This window comes from Desulfoluna butyratoxydans (assembly GCF_900699765.1).
Taxonomy (GTDB): Bacteria; Desulfobacterota; Desulfobacteria; order Desulfobacterales; family Desulfolunaceae; genus Desulfoluna; species Desulfoluna butyratoxydans.
Genome location: NZ_CAADHO010000017.1, coordinates 21839 through 41256 on the forward strand (window position 1 = coordinate 21839; position 19418 = coordinate 41256).

The 19418-nt window shown below is 47.5% G+C and carries 18 protein-coding genes; 16 read left to right on the plus strand and 2 right to left on the minus strand.

All coding sequences use genetic code 11. From position 1 onward, the window contains the following. The first annotated feature begins 26 nt into the window (after positions 1-26). The 5 genes from MSL71_RS25770 (at position 27) to MSL71_RS25790 (ending at position 6260) form a co-directional block, all read left to right on the plus strand. Positions 27-1472, plus strand: a complete 1446-nt coding sequence (locus MSL71_RS25770) for a trimethylamine methyltransferase family protein (RefSeq protein WP_218951142.1) — start codon at positions 27-29, stop codon at positions 1470-1472. Between the two features lie 20 nt (positions 1473-1492). After that, a complete protein-coding gene (panB, locus tag MSL71_RS25775) occupies positions 1493-2341 on the plus strand; it encodes a 3-methyl-2-oxobutanoate hydroxymethyltransferase (protein WP_180147232.1) in 849 nt (282 codons plus the stop codon). Positions 2342-2451: 110 nt separating this feature from the next. Continuing rightward, positions 2452-3861, plus strand: a complete 1410-nt coding sequence (locus tag MSL71_RS25780; RefSeq protein WP_180147234.1) for a trimethylamine methyltransferase family protein — start codon at positions 2452-2454, stop codon at positions 3859-3861. A gap of 35 nt (positions 3862-3896) precedes the next feature. Continuing rightward, complete coding sequence (locus tag MSL71_RS25785) at positions 3897-5489, plus strand: BCCT family transporter (RefSeq protein ID WP_180147236.1); 1593 nt, start codon at positions 3897-3899, stop codon at positions 5487-5489. A 135-nt stretch (positions 5490-5624) separates the two neighbouring features. Further along, complete coding sequence (locus MSL71_RS25790) at positions 5625-6260, plus strand: corrinoid protein (protein ID WP_180147239.1); 636 nt, start codon at positions 5625-5627, stop codon at positions 6258-6260. A 196-nt stretch (positions 6261-6456) separates the two neighbouring features. On the opposite strand, the gene MSL71_RS25795 is transcribed toward MSL71_RS25790, so the two are convergent. Next, entirely contained in the window at positions 6457-7020 is a 564-nt protein-coding gene (locus MSL71_RS25795) for a cupin domain-containing protein (protein ID WP_180147241.1), read from the minus strand. A gap of 510 nt (positions 7021-7530) precedes the next feature. Here MSL71_RS25795 and MSL71_RS25800 point away from each other — a divergent pair. Both MSL71_RS25800 and MSL71_RS25805 read left to right on the plus strand, forming a co-directional pair. Further along, on the plus strand, positions 7531-8202 hold the full coding sequence (locus MSL71_RS25800) for a Crp/Fnr family transcriptional regulator (protein ID WP_180147243.1): 672 nt from the start codon (positions 7531-7533) through the stop codon (positions 8200-8202). 146 nt (positions 8203-8348) lie between these two features. After that, positions 8349-8666 carry a cupin domain-containing protein gene (locus tag MSL71_RS25805; RefSeq protein ID WP_180147245.1) on the plus strand — a complete coding sequence of 106 codons (318 nt, stop codon included), beginning with the start codon at positions 8349-8351 and terminating at the stop codon, positions 8664-8666. Between the two features lie 41 nt (positions 8667-8707). Here the strand turns inward: MSL71_RS25805 and MSL71_RS25810 are convergent, their stop codons facing one another. Next, positions 8708-9001, minus strand: coding sequence for a hypothetical protein (locus MSL71_RS25810; RefSeq protein WP_180147247.1), 294 nt, complete (start codon positions 8999-9001; stop codon positions 8708-8710). Positions 9002-10504: 1503 nt separating this feature from the next. Here MSL71_RS25810 and MSL71_RS25815 point away from each other — a divergent pair. The 9 genes from MSL71_RS25815 (at position 10505) to MSL71_RS25855 (ending at position 19299) form a co-directional block, all read left to right on the plus strand. Beyond that, positions 10505-11701: an SIR2 family protein gene (locus tag MSL71_RS25815; protein ID WP_180147250.1), complete on the plus strand. Its 1197-nt coding sequence runs from the start codon at positions 10505-10507 to the stop codon at positions 11699-11701. Beyond that, positions 11694-13505 (plus strand): ATP-binding protein, encoded by a 1812-nt coding sequence (locus tag MSL71_RS25820; protein ID WP_180147252.1) that lies wholly within the window; start codon positions 11694-11696, stop codon positions 13503-13505. The genes MSL71_RS25815 and MSL71_RS25820 overlap by 8 nt, the downstream gene beginning before the upstream one ends. Then, a complete protein-coding gene (locus tag MSL71_RS25825; protein WP_180147254.1) occupies positions 13498-13710 on the plus strand; it encodes a KTSC domain-containing protein in 213 nt (70 codons plus the stop codon). Before MSL71_RS25820 ends, MSL71_RS25825 begins: the two co-directional genes overlap by 8 nt. Positions 13711-13819: 109 nt before the next feature. Next, positions 13820-14878: a pentapeptide repeat-containing protein gene (locus MSL71_RS25830; RefSeq protein ID WP_180147256.1), complete on the plus strand. Its 1059-nt coding sequence runs from the start codon at positions 13820-13822 to the stop codon at positions 14876-14878. 149 nt (positions 14879-15027) lie between these two features. Then, complete coding sequence (locus MSL71_RS25835; RefSeq protein WP_180147258.1) at positions 15028-15504, plus strand: hypothetical protein; 477 nt, start codon at positions 15028-15030, stop codon at positions 15502-15504. Between the two features lie 131 nt (positions 15505-15635). Beyond that, positions 15636-15926, plus strand: coding sequence for a hypothetical protein (locus MSL71_RS25840; protein ID WP_180147261.1), 291 nt, complete (start codon positions 15636-15638; stop codon positions 15924-15926). A 170-nt stretch (positions 15927-16096) separates the two neighbouring features. After that, positions 16097-16504: a hypothetical protein gene (locus MSL71_RS25845; protein ID WP_180147263.1), complete on the plus strand. Its 408-nt coding sequence runs from the start codon at positions 16097-16099 to the stop codon at positions 16502-16504. Positions 16505-17035: 531 nt separating this feature from the next. After that, positions 17036-17533, plus strand: coding sequence for a hypothetical protein (locus MSL71_RS25850; protein WP_180147266.1), 498 nt, complete (start codon positions 17036-17038; stop codon positions 17531-17533). Between the two features lie 1289 nt (positions 17534-18822). Next, entirely contained in the window at positions 18823-19299 is a 477-nt protein-coding gene (locus MSL71_RS25855) for a DUF2569 domain-containing protein (RefSeq protein WP_180147269.1), read from the plus strand. Positions 19300-19418 lie beyond the last annotated feature (119 nt).

A 19418-nucleotide genomic window follows, 5' to 3' on the forward strand; every position in this document is an offset into this window, starting at 1 on the left:
ATTGGGAGGAGAGCATGGGAATTGAGATGAAGCGACAGATCGATGTCACCTTCCTCGGGCCGGAGAAGGTGGCGAAGATTCATGAGGCGAGCCTCACCCTTTTGGAAACGGTGGGCATGCGCGTGGGCGGGGAGCGCGGCATCCGGGTGCTGCGTGACGCCGGGTGCGAGGTGGACGCCGACGGCATGGTGAAGATCCCCAGGGCCCTGGTGGAAGAGGCTTTGGAGACGGTCCCCAAGGAACTGGTGCTCTACAACCGTGCCGGTGAGAAGGCCATGGTGATCAACGCAGAAAACGCGGTCCATTTCGGTACCCACGCCGATCAGCTGGAGTTTGTGGACCCGGACACCGGCAAGGTGCGCCCCTTTCTCAAGGCCGACACCAAGACCATGTGCACCCTGGCCGACGCCCTGCCCAACATCGACTTTATTCTGTCGGTGGGCATGAGCAAGGACGTGGCCCCGGAGATCCAGACCCAGATCTCTTTTATCGAGACGGTGAAGCATTTCAGCAAGACCATTAATTTTTCCACCAACGACATCGACAGCCTTCAGGAGGTGATCGATATCGCGGCCGTGGTGGCCGGCGGCAAAGAGGCCCTGGCCGAAAAGCCCTTTATCTTTAACTACTGCGAACCCATTCCGCCCCTCTCTCACCCGGAAGAGAGCACGGAAAAACTGATTATCAGCGCCTTGAACCGCATTCCCGTGGTCTATATGCCGTACTGCATGATGGGGGGCACCGCGCCCATGAGTTTTTCCGGTGCCCTGGTGCAGTGCAACGCCGAAGCCCTGGGAGGCCTTGTGGTGCACCAGCGCACATGCCCGGGGGCTCCGTTTATCTACGGTGCCATGCCCTCCATCATGGACATGATCTCATCCATCGGCAGTTACGGCGCGGTGGAGTTCCACCTGATGGTGGCGGCGGCGTCCGAGCTGGTGAGTCACTATGGCCTGCCTTTCTACGGCACGGCAGGGTGTACCGATGCAAAGGGACTGGACATCCAGGCGGTGTCGGAGGTGACCCAGGAGATTTTCTCCACCCTTCTGTCCAAGGCCAACCTGGTGCACGACGTGGGGGTCTCCGATCATTGCAACAGCGTCAACCCCGAGCTGGTGGTGCTCTGCGATGAGATTATCGAGAATCTCAAGCACTATGTGCGCGGCGTGGATGTGGACGACCTTGACGAGATGGTGGAGATCATCACCCGCACCGGTCCCGGTGGGGCTTATCTCACGGAGAAGCACACCATGAAGAACTTCAGGACCATCCATTATCCCAAGTTCTTCAGCCGCAAGATGAAAAACCCGGAGACGTCCGAGGTGAGGGCAAAAATCCGCGAATCCATGCACGCCATCCTTGCCACCCACAAGGTACCTGCCCTTGATGAGGCCATTTTGGCTGAACTGGACGCATGGACCCGGACACTTGAGGCAAGGCCCAACAGCAACCCGATGTCAGACGCGTCATAGACACCAGAGCGAGAAAGCACATGAAACGCAAACCCACCCGTTTTGACCTGCAGAAGATGAAGGAGAACCAGGAGAAGGTGGTCTGGCTTACCGCCTACGACTACCCCACCGCTGAGTTTGCCGAACAGTCCGGCGCCGAGATGATCCTCGTGGGAGATTCCCTGGGCATGTGCGTCTACGGCTACGACGGCACCGTGCCCGTGACCATGGACCAGTGCCTCATGCACTGTGAGGCGGTGCGAAGGGCCGCCCCGAATACCTTTATCGTCGGCGACATGCCTTTTTTGAGCTACCAGGTGAGCGTGGAGGACGCCGTGCTCAACGCCGGGCGGTTTTACAAGGAAGCGGCGGTGGACGCCATCAAGCTGGAAGGCGGCAAACGCGTCTGTCCCCAGATCCGCGCCATCTCAGACGGCGGCATGCTGGTCATCGGTCACATCGGGCTCACGCCCCAGAGTTCCGGTCAACTGGGCGGGTTCAAGGCCCAGGGCCGAACCGCCGAGACCGCCATGGCCCTTATCGAAGATGCCTACGCCATCCAGGAGGCCGGGGCCTTTGCCCTTCTGGTGGAGGCCGTGCCCCCTGAGGTGATGAAGATTATTACCGAGGGACTGGACATCCCGGTCTACAGCATCGGCGCAGGCATCCACGCCGACGGCCAGCTCATGATCTGCAGCGACGTCCTGGGGATTTTCCAGGCCTTTACCCCCAAGTTTGTCAAGAAGTACGCTGCCCTCGGGGCCGAGATCCGCAAAGCCTTCGAGGCCTACGGCGAGGAGGTGAGGGCGGGGCAGTTCCCGGCCGATGAGCACACCTACAAGATGGTGGAGGGCGAGCTTCCCAAGCTCCTTGACTGCCTTAAAAAGTGACCCGTGATGGGATGCCCCCCTTTTTCCGGTACGGGATCGCTCCGACAGGGGAGGGGGGCCTTGAAGCGGCCCAGCGTCTTTGCGAGTACACGCCATGAGAAGGAGGTGTAATGAACAGCCCGTTAAGCAGTATCCATGAAGCATCCATGAGCATCCTTGAAACCCTCGGCGTCCGGATCCACCATCCGGAGCTGCTGGAGATGCTCTCGGATCGCGGTATTCGAAGGGACGGCGATACCCTCTTTTTCACGCGGACACAGGTGGAGTCCCTCATCGCCTCAGCGCCGTCGGAGATCAGGCTCCACGCGGCAAACCCGGCATATGACATGGTGCTGGGGGGAGATCGGACGTATTACGGCGCGGGCTACGGGTGCCCCTCCATCCTTGATGGGGAGGGCGTGCGGCGAAGCGCAACCTTTGAGGATTACCTCACCTTCCTGAAGCTTGTGGAGAGCAGCCCGGCTTTTTGCCTCAACGGCGGGGTCCTTGTGCAGCCCTCGGACATCACCCCGGAGCACAGCTTTCCCCTGATGCTCCGCGCGGCCATCCTGCACAGCGAAAAGTGCCTCATGGGCATGCCGGGGCATGGCCGTGAGGTGGAGATTCTCATGGAGATGATGGCCATTGCCCGGGGAGGAAAAGAAGCCCTTGAGGCAAAGCCCCAGATCCTCACCCTGGTCAACGCCACCAGCCCCCTTCAGTTTGACAGCATCGCCCTGGAGACCATGGAGGTCTGCGCCCGCTACAGGCAGCCGGTGATCATCTCTCCGGGCCCCATCGCCGGTGCCACGGGACCGGTGACCCTGGCCGGAAACCTTGCCCTGGGCAATGCTGAGGCCCTGGCCGGTGTGGCCATCACCCAGCTGTTGAGGGAGGGGACCCCGGTGGTGTACGGGCTCCAGGCCACCACCGCGGACATGGCCACCGGCGGGGTCTCCATCGGCTCGCCGGGCTTCTCCCTTGAGGCCATGACCACAGCCCGCCTGGCAAAACGCTACGGCCTTCCCTGCCGCGGCGGTGGAGCCGGAACCGATGCCTGCTGCGTCAATGCCCAGAGCGGCTATGAGAGCATGATGTCCCTTATGGTCTCCCGTCGCGAAAAGGTGAACCTGATGCTGCACAGCGCCGGGATCCTCGATGCATACGGGGCCATGAGCGTGGAGAAGTTCATCACCGACCTTGAGGTGATCTCCATGGTGGAGTACCTGGAGGGCGGGTATGAGACCGCCACCGATGACCTGGCCGTTTCCGTCATTGAGCAGGGGGTGGAAGGCGTCCCCTTCCTGGCCCACCCCCACACCCTGAAAAACTGCCGCACCACTCCCTGGATCCCGTCCGTCAGCTGGCGGGGGCCCCTGAAGGGCCGTACGGGAAAAGAGGTGTTCGACGACCGCATCGACGCCGCCCGTGATCGCCTGCTGAGCGCATATAAACCGCCGCACCATGAACCGAACCGTCAGAACCAACTGGACACCTTCCTTGAATCATTGGGCATACCCGTCGGCCATACGGCAGGGTAGTGCCCGGCCAAAATGACATGAAGATGGAGGAACAGATGAAGACAAATCAAACGGATCGTCCCTGGCATCAACGCATAGAAATCCCGGTCGTCTTAAGCACCCTGGCCGTTGTGCTCGCTTTTTTCTCTTGGGCATTCACCGACACCGACGGCATGGGCGAGGTCATGAACCGCGCCTTTAAGGTGGCCACCCATCAGTTCGGCTGGCTCTACCTGCTGGTGGGCTTCCTTCTGGTGATCTTCGCCTTCTGGCTTGCCTACGGCCGCTACGGTGAGATCAAGCTGGGAGGCCCGCAGGACAAGCCCGAATATTCCTATTTCTCCTGGTTCGCCATGATCTTTGCCTGCGGTTACGGCGTGGGCCTCGTCTACTGGGGCGCTGCCGAGCCCCTTTCCATCTTCAAGGCCCCTCCCTTCGGGGTCGAGACCGGAACCCCCGAAGCAGGGGTGCTCTCCCTGGCCTACGCTTTTTTCCACTGGGGATGGACGCCTTGGGCCATCTACATGGCCATCGGTGTGCCCATGGCCTATTTCATGCACTGCAAGGGCGCAAGCCCCCGCTTTTCAGCCGCCTTTCGGCCCCTCATGGGGAACCGCGCCGACGGGTGGGCTGGCAAGGTGATGGACTCGTTTCTCGTCATCGGTGTTATCGGCGGCGTTACCACGGCAACGGGACTCGGCATCATGCAGCTTGCCTCCGGCCTCAACTCCCTGTTCGGGATCCCCGAAACGAAAATGGTTTATATTCTCATCGCCGTGGTCTGGATCTCCATCTTTACCTTCAGTACCGTCAGCGGCATCGACAAAGGCATCAAGGTTCTCAGCAACATCAACATCCCGCTGGCCATGGTTCTCATGCTGTTCGTCTTCTTCGCAGGACCCACCATTTTTCAGATCAACATGGGCATGGACGCCTTCGGCCTTTACCTGACCAACTTCTTCAAGATGAGCTTCTGGACCGACTCCGTGAGCAAGGGGGGCTTTCCCCAGGGGTGGACCATCTTTTACTGGGCGTGGTGGATTGCCTCGGCCCCTGCAACGGGCTTGTTTGTGGCCAACATCTCCAAGGGGCGGACCATTCGTGAGATGGTGCTCGTGCACATGTTCGTGGCCCCCATTGCCACATGGCTCTGGTTCACCGCCTTCGGCGGCACCGCCCTCTATCAGGAACTCATCGCCAAGACCGGCCTGGTGGACTCCATGGCAGAGACCGGCACCGGTGGCGTGGTTTTTACCATGCTTGAACAGCTCCCCATGGGAAGCGTCATGGCCGCAGCCTTTTTGATCCTTGTGGTGATTTTTCTCTCCACCACCGTGGACTCGTACTCATACGTCTGCGCCCAGGTCTCCACCCGCTCCGATGCAAACCCGGATCTGCCCCCCAAGGGAATTCGCGCCCTGTGGGCCATCGTCATCGGCCTTTTAGGGATCACCCTTGTCATGGTGGGTAAGGGGATCTCAGGGCTTCAGCTCTCCTCCATCATTGCCTCGTTGCTCATTATCTTCATCATGGTGGGCATGTGCGTCAGCATGGTGGTGTCCATGCGAAGGGACGACCCGCGTATTCCCGATTCCGAGGAGTGCGGCCCCGCCCCTGAGGTGCAGGAAAAGGAGCCTGTGAACGCTTGATATAACCATGGATGACAAAGAAAGGGCCCTGCCTCCGGCGTGTCGCCTTTGGAAAAACGCACCAAAAGGGCCGTCGGAGGCTGGTTCCAACGGAATAGTCACTTTGCAGTCACCACATCACAGAGGAGAACGTTCATGTCTAATCACGATGCCATCATGGCCTCATTGATGTCAGGAGATACCGACCAGCTCATTGATCGGGTCAACAGCTCACTGGACGCCGGTATTCCAGCGGTGGAGATTTTGAATGAGGGGCTGATCGCCACCATGGATCTCGTGGGTGAGAAGATGGAATCCGGGGAGATGTTTATCCCCGAGGTGATCATGTGCGCCCAGGCCATGACCTCCGCCGTGGAAATCCTTAAGCCCCAGTTGGGAGAAGGGGACAACCGCAACGTGGGCACCCTTGTCATCGGCACGGTCAAGGGCGACCTGCACGACATCGGCAAGAACCTGGTGCGTATGATGCTTGAAAGTTCGGGGTTTGGGGTGGTGGATCTGGGCGTGGACGTGGAGCCCGAGGCCTTTGTGGAGGCGGCCCGGAAGCATGATGCGGATATCGTGGCCCTGTCGGCCCTTCTCACCACCACCATGCCCATGTTGAAGAAGACCATGGACGCCTTCGAGGAGGCGGGCCTTCGCGATTCGGTAAAGATCCTCATCGGCGGCGCGCCGGTGAACCAGGGGTTTGCCGACGAGATCGGTGCCGACGGTTACGCCCCGGATGCCGGTTCCGCCAGCAAGCTTGCCAAGGCCGTGGTGACAGCATGAGTCCCCTGGCCCATGGCATGAATCGATTGAACAGCAACACCAAGGATTCTTTCGGATAATGGCAGATTTACAATTTACCGCCGGGTAAGGCACCGTTGTGCCTTCGACCCATGGAGAAGGGGGGCGATCCTGTGTGGGCAGTGACGCTGAAAGCGCCTGCCCGCAGGGACGATCTGCCCCCCCTCTCACCGAGCCATCACCTCTTGATGTCAATGATGTTTTGCAGGAGATGCCTGCACTTTCCACAGCCATTGCCAGCCCCTGTTGCCTCAAGCATTTTTTCAACGGTATCGGCACCTCCATGGAGGGCTTTCACCGCATCGTCCATGGACACATTGGTGCACCCGCAGGCAATGGACAGGATGTGTTCGATCTCCCCGATACAATTCCCGCACCCTGTACCCGCACCGGTGATTTCCTGAATTTCTTCCACTGTACGGGCCCCACAGGCCATGGCCTTCCTGATATCCGCGTAGCTGACCTGGTTGCAGTGGCAGACAATCCTGTTCACTGGGATGAGAATGGCCGTCAATACCATGGGCTCGTCATTTCGGATGGAGTGCATTTTCCCGGCAGGTGCCACAAACACATCCCCGGCCTTCAGCTCGAATTCCCGGTCTTCCACGATTCCAACGCCAGAGCCCTCATTGCAATAAAACACTTCGTCCAGGGTCGGGTGCTCGTGCAACGGCACCTCCCTGTCAGGTTGAATATGATATACCTTTGTTTCAATCGTTTCCTTCAGTGCGTCTATATCCATCTTTTCACTCCTTGTTTCTTTTTTTTCGGGGCGCTTTCATGGCGTTTTCTGCAACCGGGGTCGACGATGCTCTGGCATTGTGCCTTTGCATCGTCTTTGGTCCCGGGGTAAGTGATTGAAACCAAAGGCGCCTCTGATGTGGGACTACTGTAGCCCGTCCAACGAAGAGAAAAAATAACATTTGTTACGTTTTAAATTTCATGTGATCCATGGCATGAACCCGGCAGGCAGAAATGGGAGGTTGGTTATGGTTTCATCACGTCGTTGCCCGATGCCGGGCAAACCAGCCATGAGTTGCGGCTGCTGATCCGGCAGGGGTATGATAGTGTGTTGGTGGGACTGAATGACCGGCGGGATATTACGAAGCAGGCGCTGAGCCCGGATATGTCACGAGTCGAGTGCGCCAACATTCAAGGCGTCAGAGCTGCGGGTATGGTTGCTTCGTAACGATATTTTACTGATTTGGCCTGGCCGTTTTTCCATGAACTATCCGGGTGAGAGCAAGGGGGCATGATGACAGAAAGGCCATACGGCTTTCCGGACCATCAGAAGGTAAACATCATCATTGAAGGGATGAACACCTGCTGGAAAGAGATCCTTCACATGGCAACCCTGCAATCTTTTGCCAGGGGGCAGGTGGTGGACCAGGCGGCTGACGGGGTCTACCTGATCAAAGAGGGGTGCCTGAGCTACAGCTGCTACCTGGACAGCGGCGAAAAGCGTATTTTGTATTTTGTGGGGCGAGACTCCCTGTGCAATGAGGCCGGTTGCATGATTCACCACAAGGACCGGGTCTCCTTCGAGTTCCTGACGGATACCCAGGCCTATGCGTTTTCCCCGCGTCAATTCATGGATACCGATTTTGTCCGCACATACCCGGAGCTGTCCATCAACCTTTCCCAGTACATTATCTACAAGCGGATCTACCTCAGCCATTTCGTGGCAAACCTTTCAAACAACAAGCCCATCACCCGGGTCGCTGAAATCCTTTTCCAGCTTTATGAAAGAGATAACGAGATCACCATCAGCCAGCAGGACATCGGCAATTTTCTCGGTCTCCATCTCATGACCGTGTCCAGGGCTCTGGCCCAACTGCGCAGCGAGAATATCATCGGCAAGATCACCAAGAACAAGTTTGAGATATTCGATGTGGAGGGGCTTGCGGACTACGCTGCGTGGTGAGCCCTTTTGCTTTACTCTTCCGTGAACCATTCGGGATAGGTATGGGCGTAGGACGCGTTCTGTGGTTTAATTCCGGCGGCCTTTATGAATGACGTGTGTTGTTCGGTTTTGGCAGATCCTTTATCTATGAAGAAAGAGAAAAAAGAATGAATGATTTTATCACACCCAGGAATCACAAAGCGTTTAAGGCACTGGTTCTCTCGTCACACATCGATGACGAGGTAAAGGACTGCGCCATTGCCTACATCGACCCCCGGGGCGGTGGCCCCGACCCCGACCACACGCATCCCCATGACCACCTGTTCACGGTGATTGCGGGCGAAATCGAGATCAGGATGGACGGAGAGAGCTTTGCCGTAACAGAAGGGATGTCCCTGAGGGTTCCGGGAGAGACACGCCACTCCGTCTGGAATACAGGGCTAACCACCGCAAAGGTCATGGGGATTTCCCTTCGGAAGGAATAACGTATCCATCCGGCTCTGTGTGAGCTGCCCCGGATTTCCCGTCACCCCCTGTCTCTCCGGGCCATTTTCTCCTGTTCGCCTTTGTAAAACGCCACAATGTGCTCCACGGCCTGGTACTGCCGCTCCAGGAGATCCTCCGTGATGGTGCGAAGGCCCCATTTCTTGAAGTCAATCTGAAGGCCGTTTCCTCCCGGCGCCTCAGCGCCTTCCAGTTCGGAAAAGAAGGCCCCCACGGACGTGAGGAGGCGATGAACGTCTTTGATGGCGTCACAAAGCTCGGGTATCTCCGATCCCGAAAACATACCCGGGCCGGGTTGACTGTCCGATGAGATCATGATGAACCCCCATTTTTTTGTGAAGAGTAAATAGGCACGGGACTGCCCGGAGCCCTTTACAGAGCCCCGGGAGCCACCACCCCGTAGGGTGCACTCTGTGCACCATTTTCGTGAGTCGTGAGTGGTGAAGAGTGAATAGAGATGGGGCTCCGGGGTCCTTTACCGCGCCCCGTGAACCACCAGCCCGTAGGGTTCACTCTGTGCACCATTATCGCGACTCGTAAGTGGTAAATAGAGATCGGATTGATCGGGCCCACAACAGGACACCGGAGACAACGCACTACGTGGGCCCGTGAGGCTGATAGGTATAGGGGATAGGGGATAGGGAAGGGCACCATGGAATCGTACGGACCCCATGACCCATTGCCTATGATCTCCAATCACTACTCCCTATTCACCAATCACTATTCAAAAATAGGCCATTTATAAAGGCGGTTGCGTTGATGGACGGGGCGCAGGGTTGCGCGTGATGAGGAAAATACGACTTGAAAAGGGGGTGGGGGTGGTGTAAAAAACCGTGTAGCCATGACGACCTCCTGGTTAGGTTGTTTTGGTCAGGCCTGGCAGGATGTTGCTGCATCCTGTCGGGTCGCATCTTGAATTCCATGATTACCGTAATAACTAGTTATTACGTTCCACCCTAATTCCATCCTTTTTGCGTGTCAATAGTTTTTTTTTGTTGGTAAATCCCGCTGTTATTCATTTCGAAAACCACCGAATCAATTCCCTTCCCGGCATTTTTATCCTCATCATACCTTGCGGGCCTGTTTCCCAGTCCCGGGCTCACCGTTCATTTTTTCGATACCAAAAAAGATTACTCTCCTCTTTGGATCAATAAAAGAATCTACAGGTGGTGTTCAGGTTGATGTGGAAACCGAAGAGACATAGGCATGTCTGTTGAAGATAAAGAGTTATTTATACAGATTTACAGCCTGTTGTCCAAAGTTCTCTTCCAGGGATAGTGAGTTTTTGAGTTGAAAAATGGAGGTTTACGGCGTATGACTAAAAATACTGATCGGGCCTTGGTGCTCAGGGCACAGGTTCCTGTCTGGTGGAAAAGGTCCTGCGCATTACTCTAAGGCAGTTAGGTTGTGTGCGAAGCCTTTTTGCAGGGGGGTATTAAAGGCCAAACAAGGAAAATTTTCCGGGTATCGCCGTATTAAGGGACAAACACGGAAAATGTAATCGGGGTGTATCAATACCCTGTGTGGTTGGTGGCTACATGGTGGGTTGGCTCAAAATCTGAATAATATCAAACGGATTTTATAGGTGAGATGCTCGCGGTTTTTTTGGCGTGCAAACTATCTGGTTGTTGAGTGTACCGTTCAGCAGTATTGAACAGCAAAAAGTGGAATCTGAAACGGATATTTTTCCACTTTAACCCCTTGAATATCCGATACCCTGGAAAATTATCCATTTTATATGGGTGATACCTGGAAAATTGTCGGGGTATTCCTAATGTTATGTAAAAACCATATATCTACATTGAATAGGAAAAAATAAATGAAGAAATTTAATCTTGTAAGGGAAATTAGAGAATTAAAAAACCAACTTTCTTATTCTAAAAAATATGGTTTCTTTTTTGGTGCAGGTACTTCATGCGCACTTGGTGTACCCAACATTGCGACTTTAACAACCGAGGTGGAGAATGGTTTAGAAGTCGATTCTAAAGCTAATTTTATAAAAACAAAAGAAGACTTAGAAACTACGTACCCTGATAAGACTATAAACATTGAAGACATTCTAAATCATTTACGCCAAATAAGGTCAATTACTGGAGGAAAAAAAGATAAAAAATATATAGATATAAGTGGTGAAACTGCAAAGAAACTTGATAGTGAAATATGCAAAAAAATATACACTATTATTAGTGAAAAAGAATCGAAAGCAGATCTTTCAAGTACCAAAAAGTTTTTTGCTTGGCTGAACATGCAAAATAAAAACTATTCGACTGAGTTATTTACATCAAATTATGATTTGATAATTGAAAAATCACTTGAAGCTATCAAAGCACCTTACTTTGATGGTTTTGTTGGTTCATACGAACCTTTCTTTTGGCAAGAAAGTATTGAAAGATTTGTTGATAAGTCTGACCTGACTCAAAATTGGCTTAGGCTATGGAAGATTCATGGATCATTAAATTGGTTTTGGAAAGAAAACGGTAAAGCTGATTCTCATAGTATTTTTCGTGGAGGAAAAATTCCAAACATTGAAAATGTTAAAAATGAATTGGTAATTTATCCTTCTAAGGAAAAATATGATTCTTCAAAAAAACAACCATTTGTTGCATATTTTGATCGATTAAAAAGTGTACTAACTGCTGGTGAACTACTTTTTGTTTTTAGTGGTTATTCATTTTCAGATCAGCATATAAATGAGATTATATTTAATTCTCTTCGGCAAAATAATCGATTATCCGTTTTGGTATTTTTTTATCAGGACTCAGAAGTTGTAGAGCTATATAAAGCCTCTTCTTCATATCTAAATTTAACAGCTTTTGGGCCTACAAAGTCAATTGTCAATGGCACAATGGGCGAATGGGAATACAATGAATCAGATTTAAAACCAAATGAGAAATCAAACACTTACTGGGACAAAACAGAGAAGATACTGACACTTGGAGATTATAATAACCTTGTTGAATTTTTTATCACTAATTCTGGAAGGAAGAAAACTATAGAGGACGTTGCAAATGGATAGTGATATTACATATCTCGGGAAAATAATAAGAGTTGATTCAAGTACTGTTGAAGTAGAAGTTTCTGATGACATTCCCTCTTCGGCACCAATAATTAATGGGCGGTTATATAAAATTGGACAAATAGGCACTTTTGTAAAAATGCCAATGGGCAATATAATCACTTATGGGATTGTATCATCAGTAAGTAATACTCCAAGTAAACAAGAAGATAATCAAACTAAGCAAATTGTAGGTTCAAGATTTCTAAGTGTTCAGCTAATCGGTGAAAAAATTGGTGATGATGATTTTGAAAAAGGTATTGGAACATACCCAACAATTAATGATGAAGTTCATCTTGTTGTTGAACAAGATTTATTTGATATTTATGGCGAAAAGAATGCTGGCTCAATTGAAATTGGCAAACATTCTTCTTCTGATAATTTAAGTGTATATGTTGATATTCATAAACTTATACTGCGGCATTGTGCGATTTTGGGCTCTACTGGAAGTGGGAAATCAAATACCACTGTTAGTATTCTTAAAGCGATATTAGATGATTATCTTGGTTCACGGATTATTTTAGTCGATCCCCATGGAGAATACGCTTCTGCATTTCCAAAATCAAAAGTTTTTAGGATTAACGATTCTTCAGCTCCTTTGAATGTCCCTTTCTGGCTGATGACTTTTGATGAATTAGCATTTTTTCTTGTTGGAGCCAAGCCTACTGATGACCAAAGACCTGAGTATAGATTGTTGAGAGAATGGATAACAAATTTTAAAAAAGAGCATTATCAACTTAAGTCGGGCAATGTGAATCCAGATTTTATTACTGCTGATTCTCCAATTCCTTTTAGTGTTAGAAAGCTCTGGTACGAAATGAATTGGTGGCTTAATGCAACTTTTTCAGAATCAACAAAAGACAAGCAAACAAAAGATACGGTAGAGTTGGCAAAGGATGAAAATGGAAAATCTAAAAATGGCGATTATGAGAATTTAAAGCCTGCAGAATTTAAACCATACCCAATGGGTAATAGTGCACCATATAAATCCAAACACCAAGATTTCTATTCATATGAAAAAAAATTGTTATCACGTCTTAAAGATTCCAGATTTGATTTTATGTTCCATCCTGGCGATTACAAAGATATATCTTCCTCAAAAGATTTACATGATTTGTTAAATGATTGGATCGGCAGTGAAAGTAAATTAGCAATACTTGATTTAAGCGGAGTCCCTTTCGAGATTTTAGATATTACAATCGGACTAATTACAAGATTTGTTTATGACAGTATGTTTTGGGGCCGGAATAAATCTTACACGGGCAAAAATAGACCAATATTACTTGCATATGAAGAAGCTCATACTTATTTAAGCAAAAATGACAATAACAGTTATTCAAAAAATGCAGTTGAACGCATTTTTAAGGAAGGTCGAAAATTTGGGGTTGGTGCCTTAGTAATCTCACAACGCCCTTCCGAAATTTCTGAAACTATTCTTGCCCAACTTGGAACTCTTATCGCGTTAAGGTTAACAAATTCAGGTGATCAGTCAATTGTAAAATCTTCATCTCCCGACAATCTGAATAGTTTGATTGACTTATTACCATCATTGAGAATTGGTGAAGCCGTTATCGTTGGTGAATCAATAAAAATACCTTCCAGAGTTAGAATAAAACTTAACAACCCAAGGCCTACCAGTGAAGATCCCAAATTAGTGGAGTGCTGGAGCAAGAAGCATGAACCATGCGATGACAATTACAAGTCAGTCGTAACAAATATAAGAGAACAAAGAATAAATTCCACAAAAGGAGATTCAAATGGATAGAAAAAACATTGAATCATCAATGATTCGCAGTATTGGTTATGATTCAAGCAACTCCACTCTTGAAATAGAGTTTAATAGTGGAGCAGTGTGGCAGTATTTTGATGTCCCAGAAACATTATGGTATGAATTCGAAGGTGCTGAATCACAGGGGAAATTTTTCCACAGAGAAATAAAAAATCAGTATTCTGAATCACAAGTCGGGTAAAATTACATAACAATGCAAATTAACTCGGACTGGTAAAAGACGCGCCGCTTTGCTCTGCGCCTTTTCCAGCCGGTTATTTGCGGCGTTAGGTTTTAAAAAGGAGAAATTCTTGCCAATTTCGAAACATATAGAAATTTGGAAAAAAGGCGCTAAAGAATGGAATAAATGGCGAGATCTTAATCCAGATATTAGTCCTGATTTAAGTGATTCTAATTTTTTATCTGACCTATATGATTCTGAATATTTATATGATTTACCAGAATACAATGGTTACAACTTATCAAATTGTAATCTTAACAGAGTTTCATTGAGAAATTGTGTTTTCTGTGATTGTAACTTTTCAAAAAGTGACTTTCATTATTCGGATTTGGTAGATTCATATTGTTATAATTGCGACTTTAGCTTCGCACAGCTACAAGTTTCAAAAATTGGTTCCGCAAAATTTCAAAATTGTAACTTTGAAGGCGCAAATTTATCTTACTGCAGTGCAGAAGAAACGGATTTCTCAGGTTCAAAACTTTTTGCAACCACTTTAAATAATATGAGTTTAGTTAAAACAAATTTTTCTAACACTACAATAGAACAAGTAAGAGTCTATGGAATATCTGCTTGGGATCTAAATTTAGAAGGATGCAACCAAAGCAACATTTATATAGAGAAAGACCATTCTGCAATTACAGTCCCCACAATAGAATTAGCTCAGTTTATAGCTCTATTGGTTAACAGTTCAAAAATTCGAGATATTATTGACACTATAACGTCTAAAGTGGTTCTTATTTTAGGACGCTTTTCATCAGACAGAAAAAAAATTTTAGATCAAATCAAGAACGAAATACAGACTTATGGTTACCTCCCGGTAATATTTGATTTTGATGGCCCTGAAAATCGTGATGTTACTGAAACTATAATAACATTAGCTTCCATGGCAAAGTTTGTTATTGCCGATATTTCAAGTCCCAAAAGTATACCTCAAGAGCTATCACATATAATTCCCCACTTCCCATCGTTACCTATTCAACCAATTATTGAAATGTCTCAAAGAGAATATGGTATGTTTGAACACTTTGAAAGATACCCTTGGGTCTTAGATAAAATCACATACTCAGAAGAAGATTTGAAAACAATAGTAAAGCAAATAGTAAAAAATTGTGACAAATCAAAGAATTAAAAAACCTAACAAGTCGCTAAACTCGGACCGGGCTATGCTGTCCGCTCCTCCAGCGGCGCCGTAATTCAAACATTTTCGTTTCCAGGCCGATGTCGCTCGGCGCCACCTGGCCGGTTAGTTCAAGCATCATATGTTTAAAAGGAGAAGTGATGTCAGAAGAAAGTAATGAACTTAGTTTTGGCGTTGAACAAAAATATACAAAAAGGCCCTGGTACATATCAATTATGGCTATATGGGCCCTCTTTGGGATCGGTGGCTTTTCTATCAGTCTTGCACGATATTTATCTCATGGAAATCGAGATGTTTATCAGATATTAGGTGTTGTTATTCTTTCTTTAACAATCGTTTTGATGATTAATATTGTCAAAATGAAAAAGCCTATCATAATAGCTTTTGGTGTATTGAACATTGCATTGGGGCTTTGGCAGTCACTTAATTTGATAAACCATATTTTTAATGGTAGGCCACATCCCAGCATTATTGGATTCCTATTATTTATTATAATTCCATCATTAATCATGGCTTACTTGTCTTTACGGCCAAGCTTTTTATTTCATTCTGATAAATTCAGCGAATATAAAAATTTGCTATCAATGCAAAAAATATCACTCAAAAAAACCCATTAACTATTTCATATAACATGTGGCTAATGGCCGACCCCAAAAAGCTGGCCACGTCTTTCCTAACTACAACCGCTGCCCCTATCAGCTTTTTGGGTCGGCATAGCCAAGCGTTATAAAAAAATGAGGAGATAGCTATGAATTGCCCACATTGTAGTTCAAAAGTAAATCTCAGGGATAAAACAATAAACACTAAAGAGTTGCCTCGTCGTTGTCCTAAGTGCTCTGAACCAGTAACATTATATCTTGACACACCTTCCTTTTTAAAATTCGCTGCACCAATATTTATTATTGGTTCCATAATGAGAAGCTTGTTTTTCCCCAGCAATACTGTTGTTTTTGCGATAGCTTTGGGTTTAGGTTTATTGGCAGGCTACATGAATGGTTATCAACTTAAACCCTACGAAGAAACAAACATTAACTCATAAATCAACACGCCTATAAGCTTTTTTATTCGTATTTAAGCATATTTTATAACAATTGGCTTATGGCCGCCCCCAAAAAGCTGGCAACGTCCTTCCTAACTTCAACTGCTGCCCTTTTCAGCTTTTTGGGTCGGTATAGCCACGCGTTATGCATCAGAATGCAGAGATAAATCATGAAATATAGTGGCATTGGTATATTCAAACATTGCTTCGATGATCCGAAAAGAATTACACAATTTGAAGAACGAGTTGTGGTAACTGATGCATCATCACCTGAAGAAGCGGAAAGAATAATTCTTGCAGAGTTTGAAGAGTATTCGACCGACGGTGTTGAGTTTCTCGATACATATGAAATCAAAGAAATATACGAAGAAGAGAGTATCGTTACTGAAATTGCATGCAGTATAAGAATATTCGCCGGGACTGATGAAGAATATCTCAGCAAATATTGGCATGATCAAAGGCCTCTATCATGTGAGAGTGTTGGTTGGCAGCATGTATGGTTTAACAAAGGTAACGGTAAAAGCGGGTGTTACAACTGTCAGGAGGAACGTGACGGTGAATTGTGGAAAACTGCATAACATGCGTTTTTACAGTCGACCGTACGGAGAAGGGGGCAGGCCTACACATCTGACATTTTCTCTTTTAAAATCCATGTCTATGCATTTGAAGAATTAGATTTCTTTGCTCTTTAGCGTTCCTGTTGTATCTGTCTGAATTTTTGTTGTCTGTGGCTAAATCCTTTGTTGTTAGGGCTCTGTTTTTACCAAGAGCACTCGGTTTTCCCTATATACTACGTACCAGCGGGTTTGTTGCTCTATTGCAATCTATGAATTGAAATGAAAGGGCTCCTCATGGCCCGAAAAAACATCAATATCCTTAACGTGTTGATTCAACTTTCCGGTGGGTCGGGGTCGCGGACATTTTTCCCGTGTTCCCGTCAAACTCCTACGGATTAGGTCTTTTGTTTTTCTCCATGTAAGTCAGAAGGACTTTTTAAAACCCTCGTGGAGGTAATGCTTATTACGTCTGCAATTTCTTAAGTGTAATGGGGCGCAGTAAGGGCGGTATGGAACTATGGCTTGAAAATTATTTTTTCTCGGAGTGTAAACGTGAAAATAAATCTTATGTTATCCACCGTTATTATTTGTTTGTTTTTCCAAGCAGTTCTAATGCCAACGATGCTTCAAGCCTCTTCCTTAGCAATCACGTCACATGGGGTGGCAGGTCAAGGGGATGCTGAATGGAACCACGAATTCTATACTTTTGCACCCGTGTTCTGGAACAACAAAACCATACCTCTTGATAAACGAATATCTGTTACGCGCTATGTGTTGGGACGTTTAGAGTTTGAAAGAAACGTGTTTCCCCAGTTGGATGAAAAAGTGTCCATAAGCGGCAAGTTCAAGAATATTAGAGACATCATTGAGATGATGAATGGAAAATTAAACAACACATTGCCGGTTGTTTACCATTGCAACCTTGCCGTTACTCACAATGTAAAAATTGAGAATTATTCTGTGTACGAGATTATAGAGGCTGTATGCGCGGGCGCTGGTTACGACCCCATTTATCACAAAGATACACTCGAAATAAGGGACAGGCATTAGTTTCGAACCGGCAGTTTAAAGGCCGTGTCAGGCGACATGTAAAACAGCCTCTCTCCCACCCATAGAGAGATTCATGGAAAGGCGAGATACAAGGTTTTTCATTCTGCTTCTACAACGCGAATGAAGGGCCTTATGCTACAGCCCGATGAAGTCACCGATATATTGATATTGTGGATTAAAAAATTCGGATGGGATTCAAAAACGTTAGAAATAGCTGAAATAGGCTCTGAAATGGGAGAGGCAGGCTCTTTAAGCTATTAGAACTATCGGAGTTGACAGGCCGGCTTTTTCTGTTGCGAGGCATGGCATAATTGGTTGAGCGCGCGCCCAATGGACACGGCACTACCTTTGCCAATCCTACAATTCACGCGGTACGCATGCCATTTGACCATGCACACCTAAGGAATTTTACTGTAAATTCCCGTTTTTCGCCGTCGGTTACCAAAGAAGGAAACTGACCAACACCTCTGCCAATATGGGTGGTTCTCATATGAGCATATTGAATGTATAACGCTACGTTTTATTCTGAGGCACGAGGGGTAAAGCACCTACGATAACGAGTTTTAGGGGGCAACCCCTTGCAACCGGAGACTGTGCTTTAGAATCTGTATAAATACGGGCAAAAAGAGAGAGGTATTCATGAGAGAAAAATTCATTCTGGTCTGTCGCACCACCGGTTTTTTGATCTTTTGTTATTCGATCATGACAATTCTTGAGTCAGTCTCCATGCTCATCATGCCTCCTGACATGGAGAAAGTGATGGGGAACCCGTCATCGTACTTTGGGTCAGGGATGATGCATGAGTTTCTCGCGACATCCCAAGCCTCTGTGGAATATATGTGGGTATACTGTCTAAAGACAATTGCCTTGGGTGGCCTTATCCCGCTGTGCTTCGGATTGTACTTGATGGTCTCAGGCCGCTTCTTTATAGATCTTTGTTATCCTGTATCAATGTCACCAGAGCTCAGGACGGAGCCAAGTGTCTCATTCCAGCCGATGAAACCCCATGATAATGAGGACGATCGAAAATTTATGCCTCCGGAAATGAGGTGATTTGCATTTAAAAAAAATAAATAATCATAATATTAGCTCATTGCATTAATCGCTTGTTTTGCGCTCTTAAATTAGGGGCGAACCTTTGGAGTCGTCAATCTTCTGTTTAGCTGAGTTCTAATATTTTCAAAAGCCAGAAAAAGATTGTGTCACATGTGTTGATCGGCACCCTTTTTTCTCAGAAAAATGGGCTATTCTGTAGGTTTGTTAGGTATAATATCAGAAAGGATCGAATAATGACTCAGGAAAAAGATTTAGAAGGGTTAGGTGGTTGGCTTATTCTTGTAGGTATAGGAATAATTCTTTGTCCATTAAGAGGTATAGCCTTCATTTTGCCAACTTATGTGAAACTGTTTACAAATGGGTCATGGGAGATGTTAACCACACCGGGTACTGAGGCTTACAATTCGCTTTGGGCGCCCATACTTATAGGTGAAATATCGATAAATGTCGCTATGATCCTTGTTTGGGGGTTCATTGCTTTTCTGTTTTTTTCGAAGAAAGAAAACTTTCCGAAATGGTATATTGGAATTATTTTATTTACTACGGCATTCATTCTTGCGGATGCATTCTCCATAAAATTAGTTATGCCCGATGAACCAATATTTGACCCGGATACTGTGAAAGAATTTTCCCGCTCTCTTATAGTCACATTTATTTGGGTTCCTTATATGCTCACGTCAAAACGGGTGAAAGCAACCTTTATCAAGTAGGTTGAGCTTACCCCCAATCTTTGACCACGAAACGGCAAAGTTAAGGTGGAAAAAGCATCCTTTTTCTGGCTTAAACTCCCAGCCACCTCAAACGGCAGGGAGCCTTGCTGTCAAGGCTG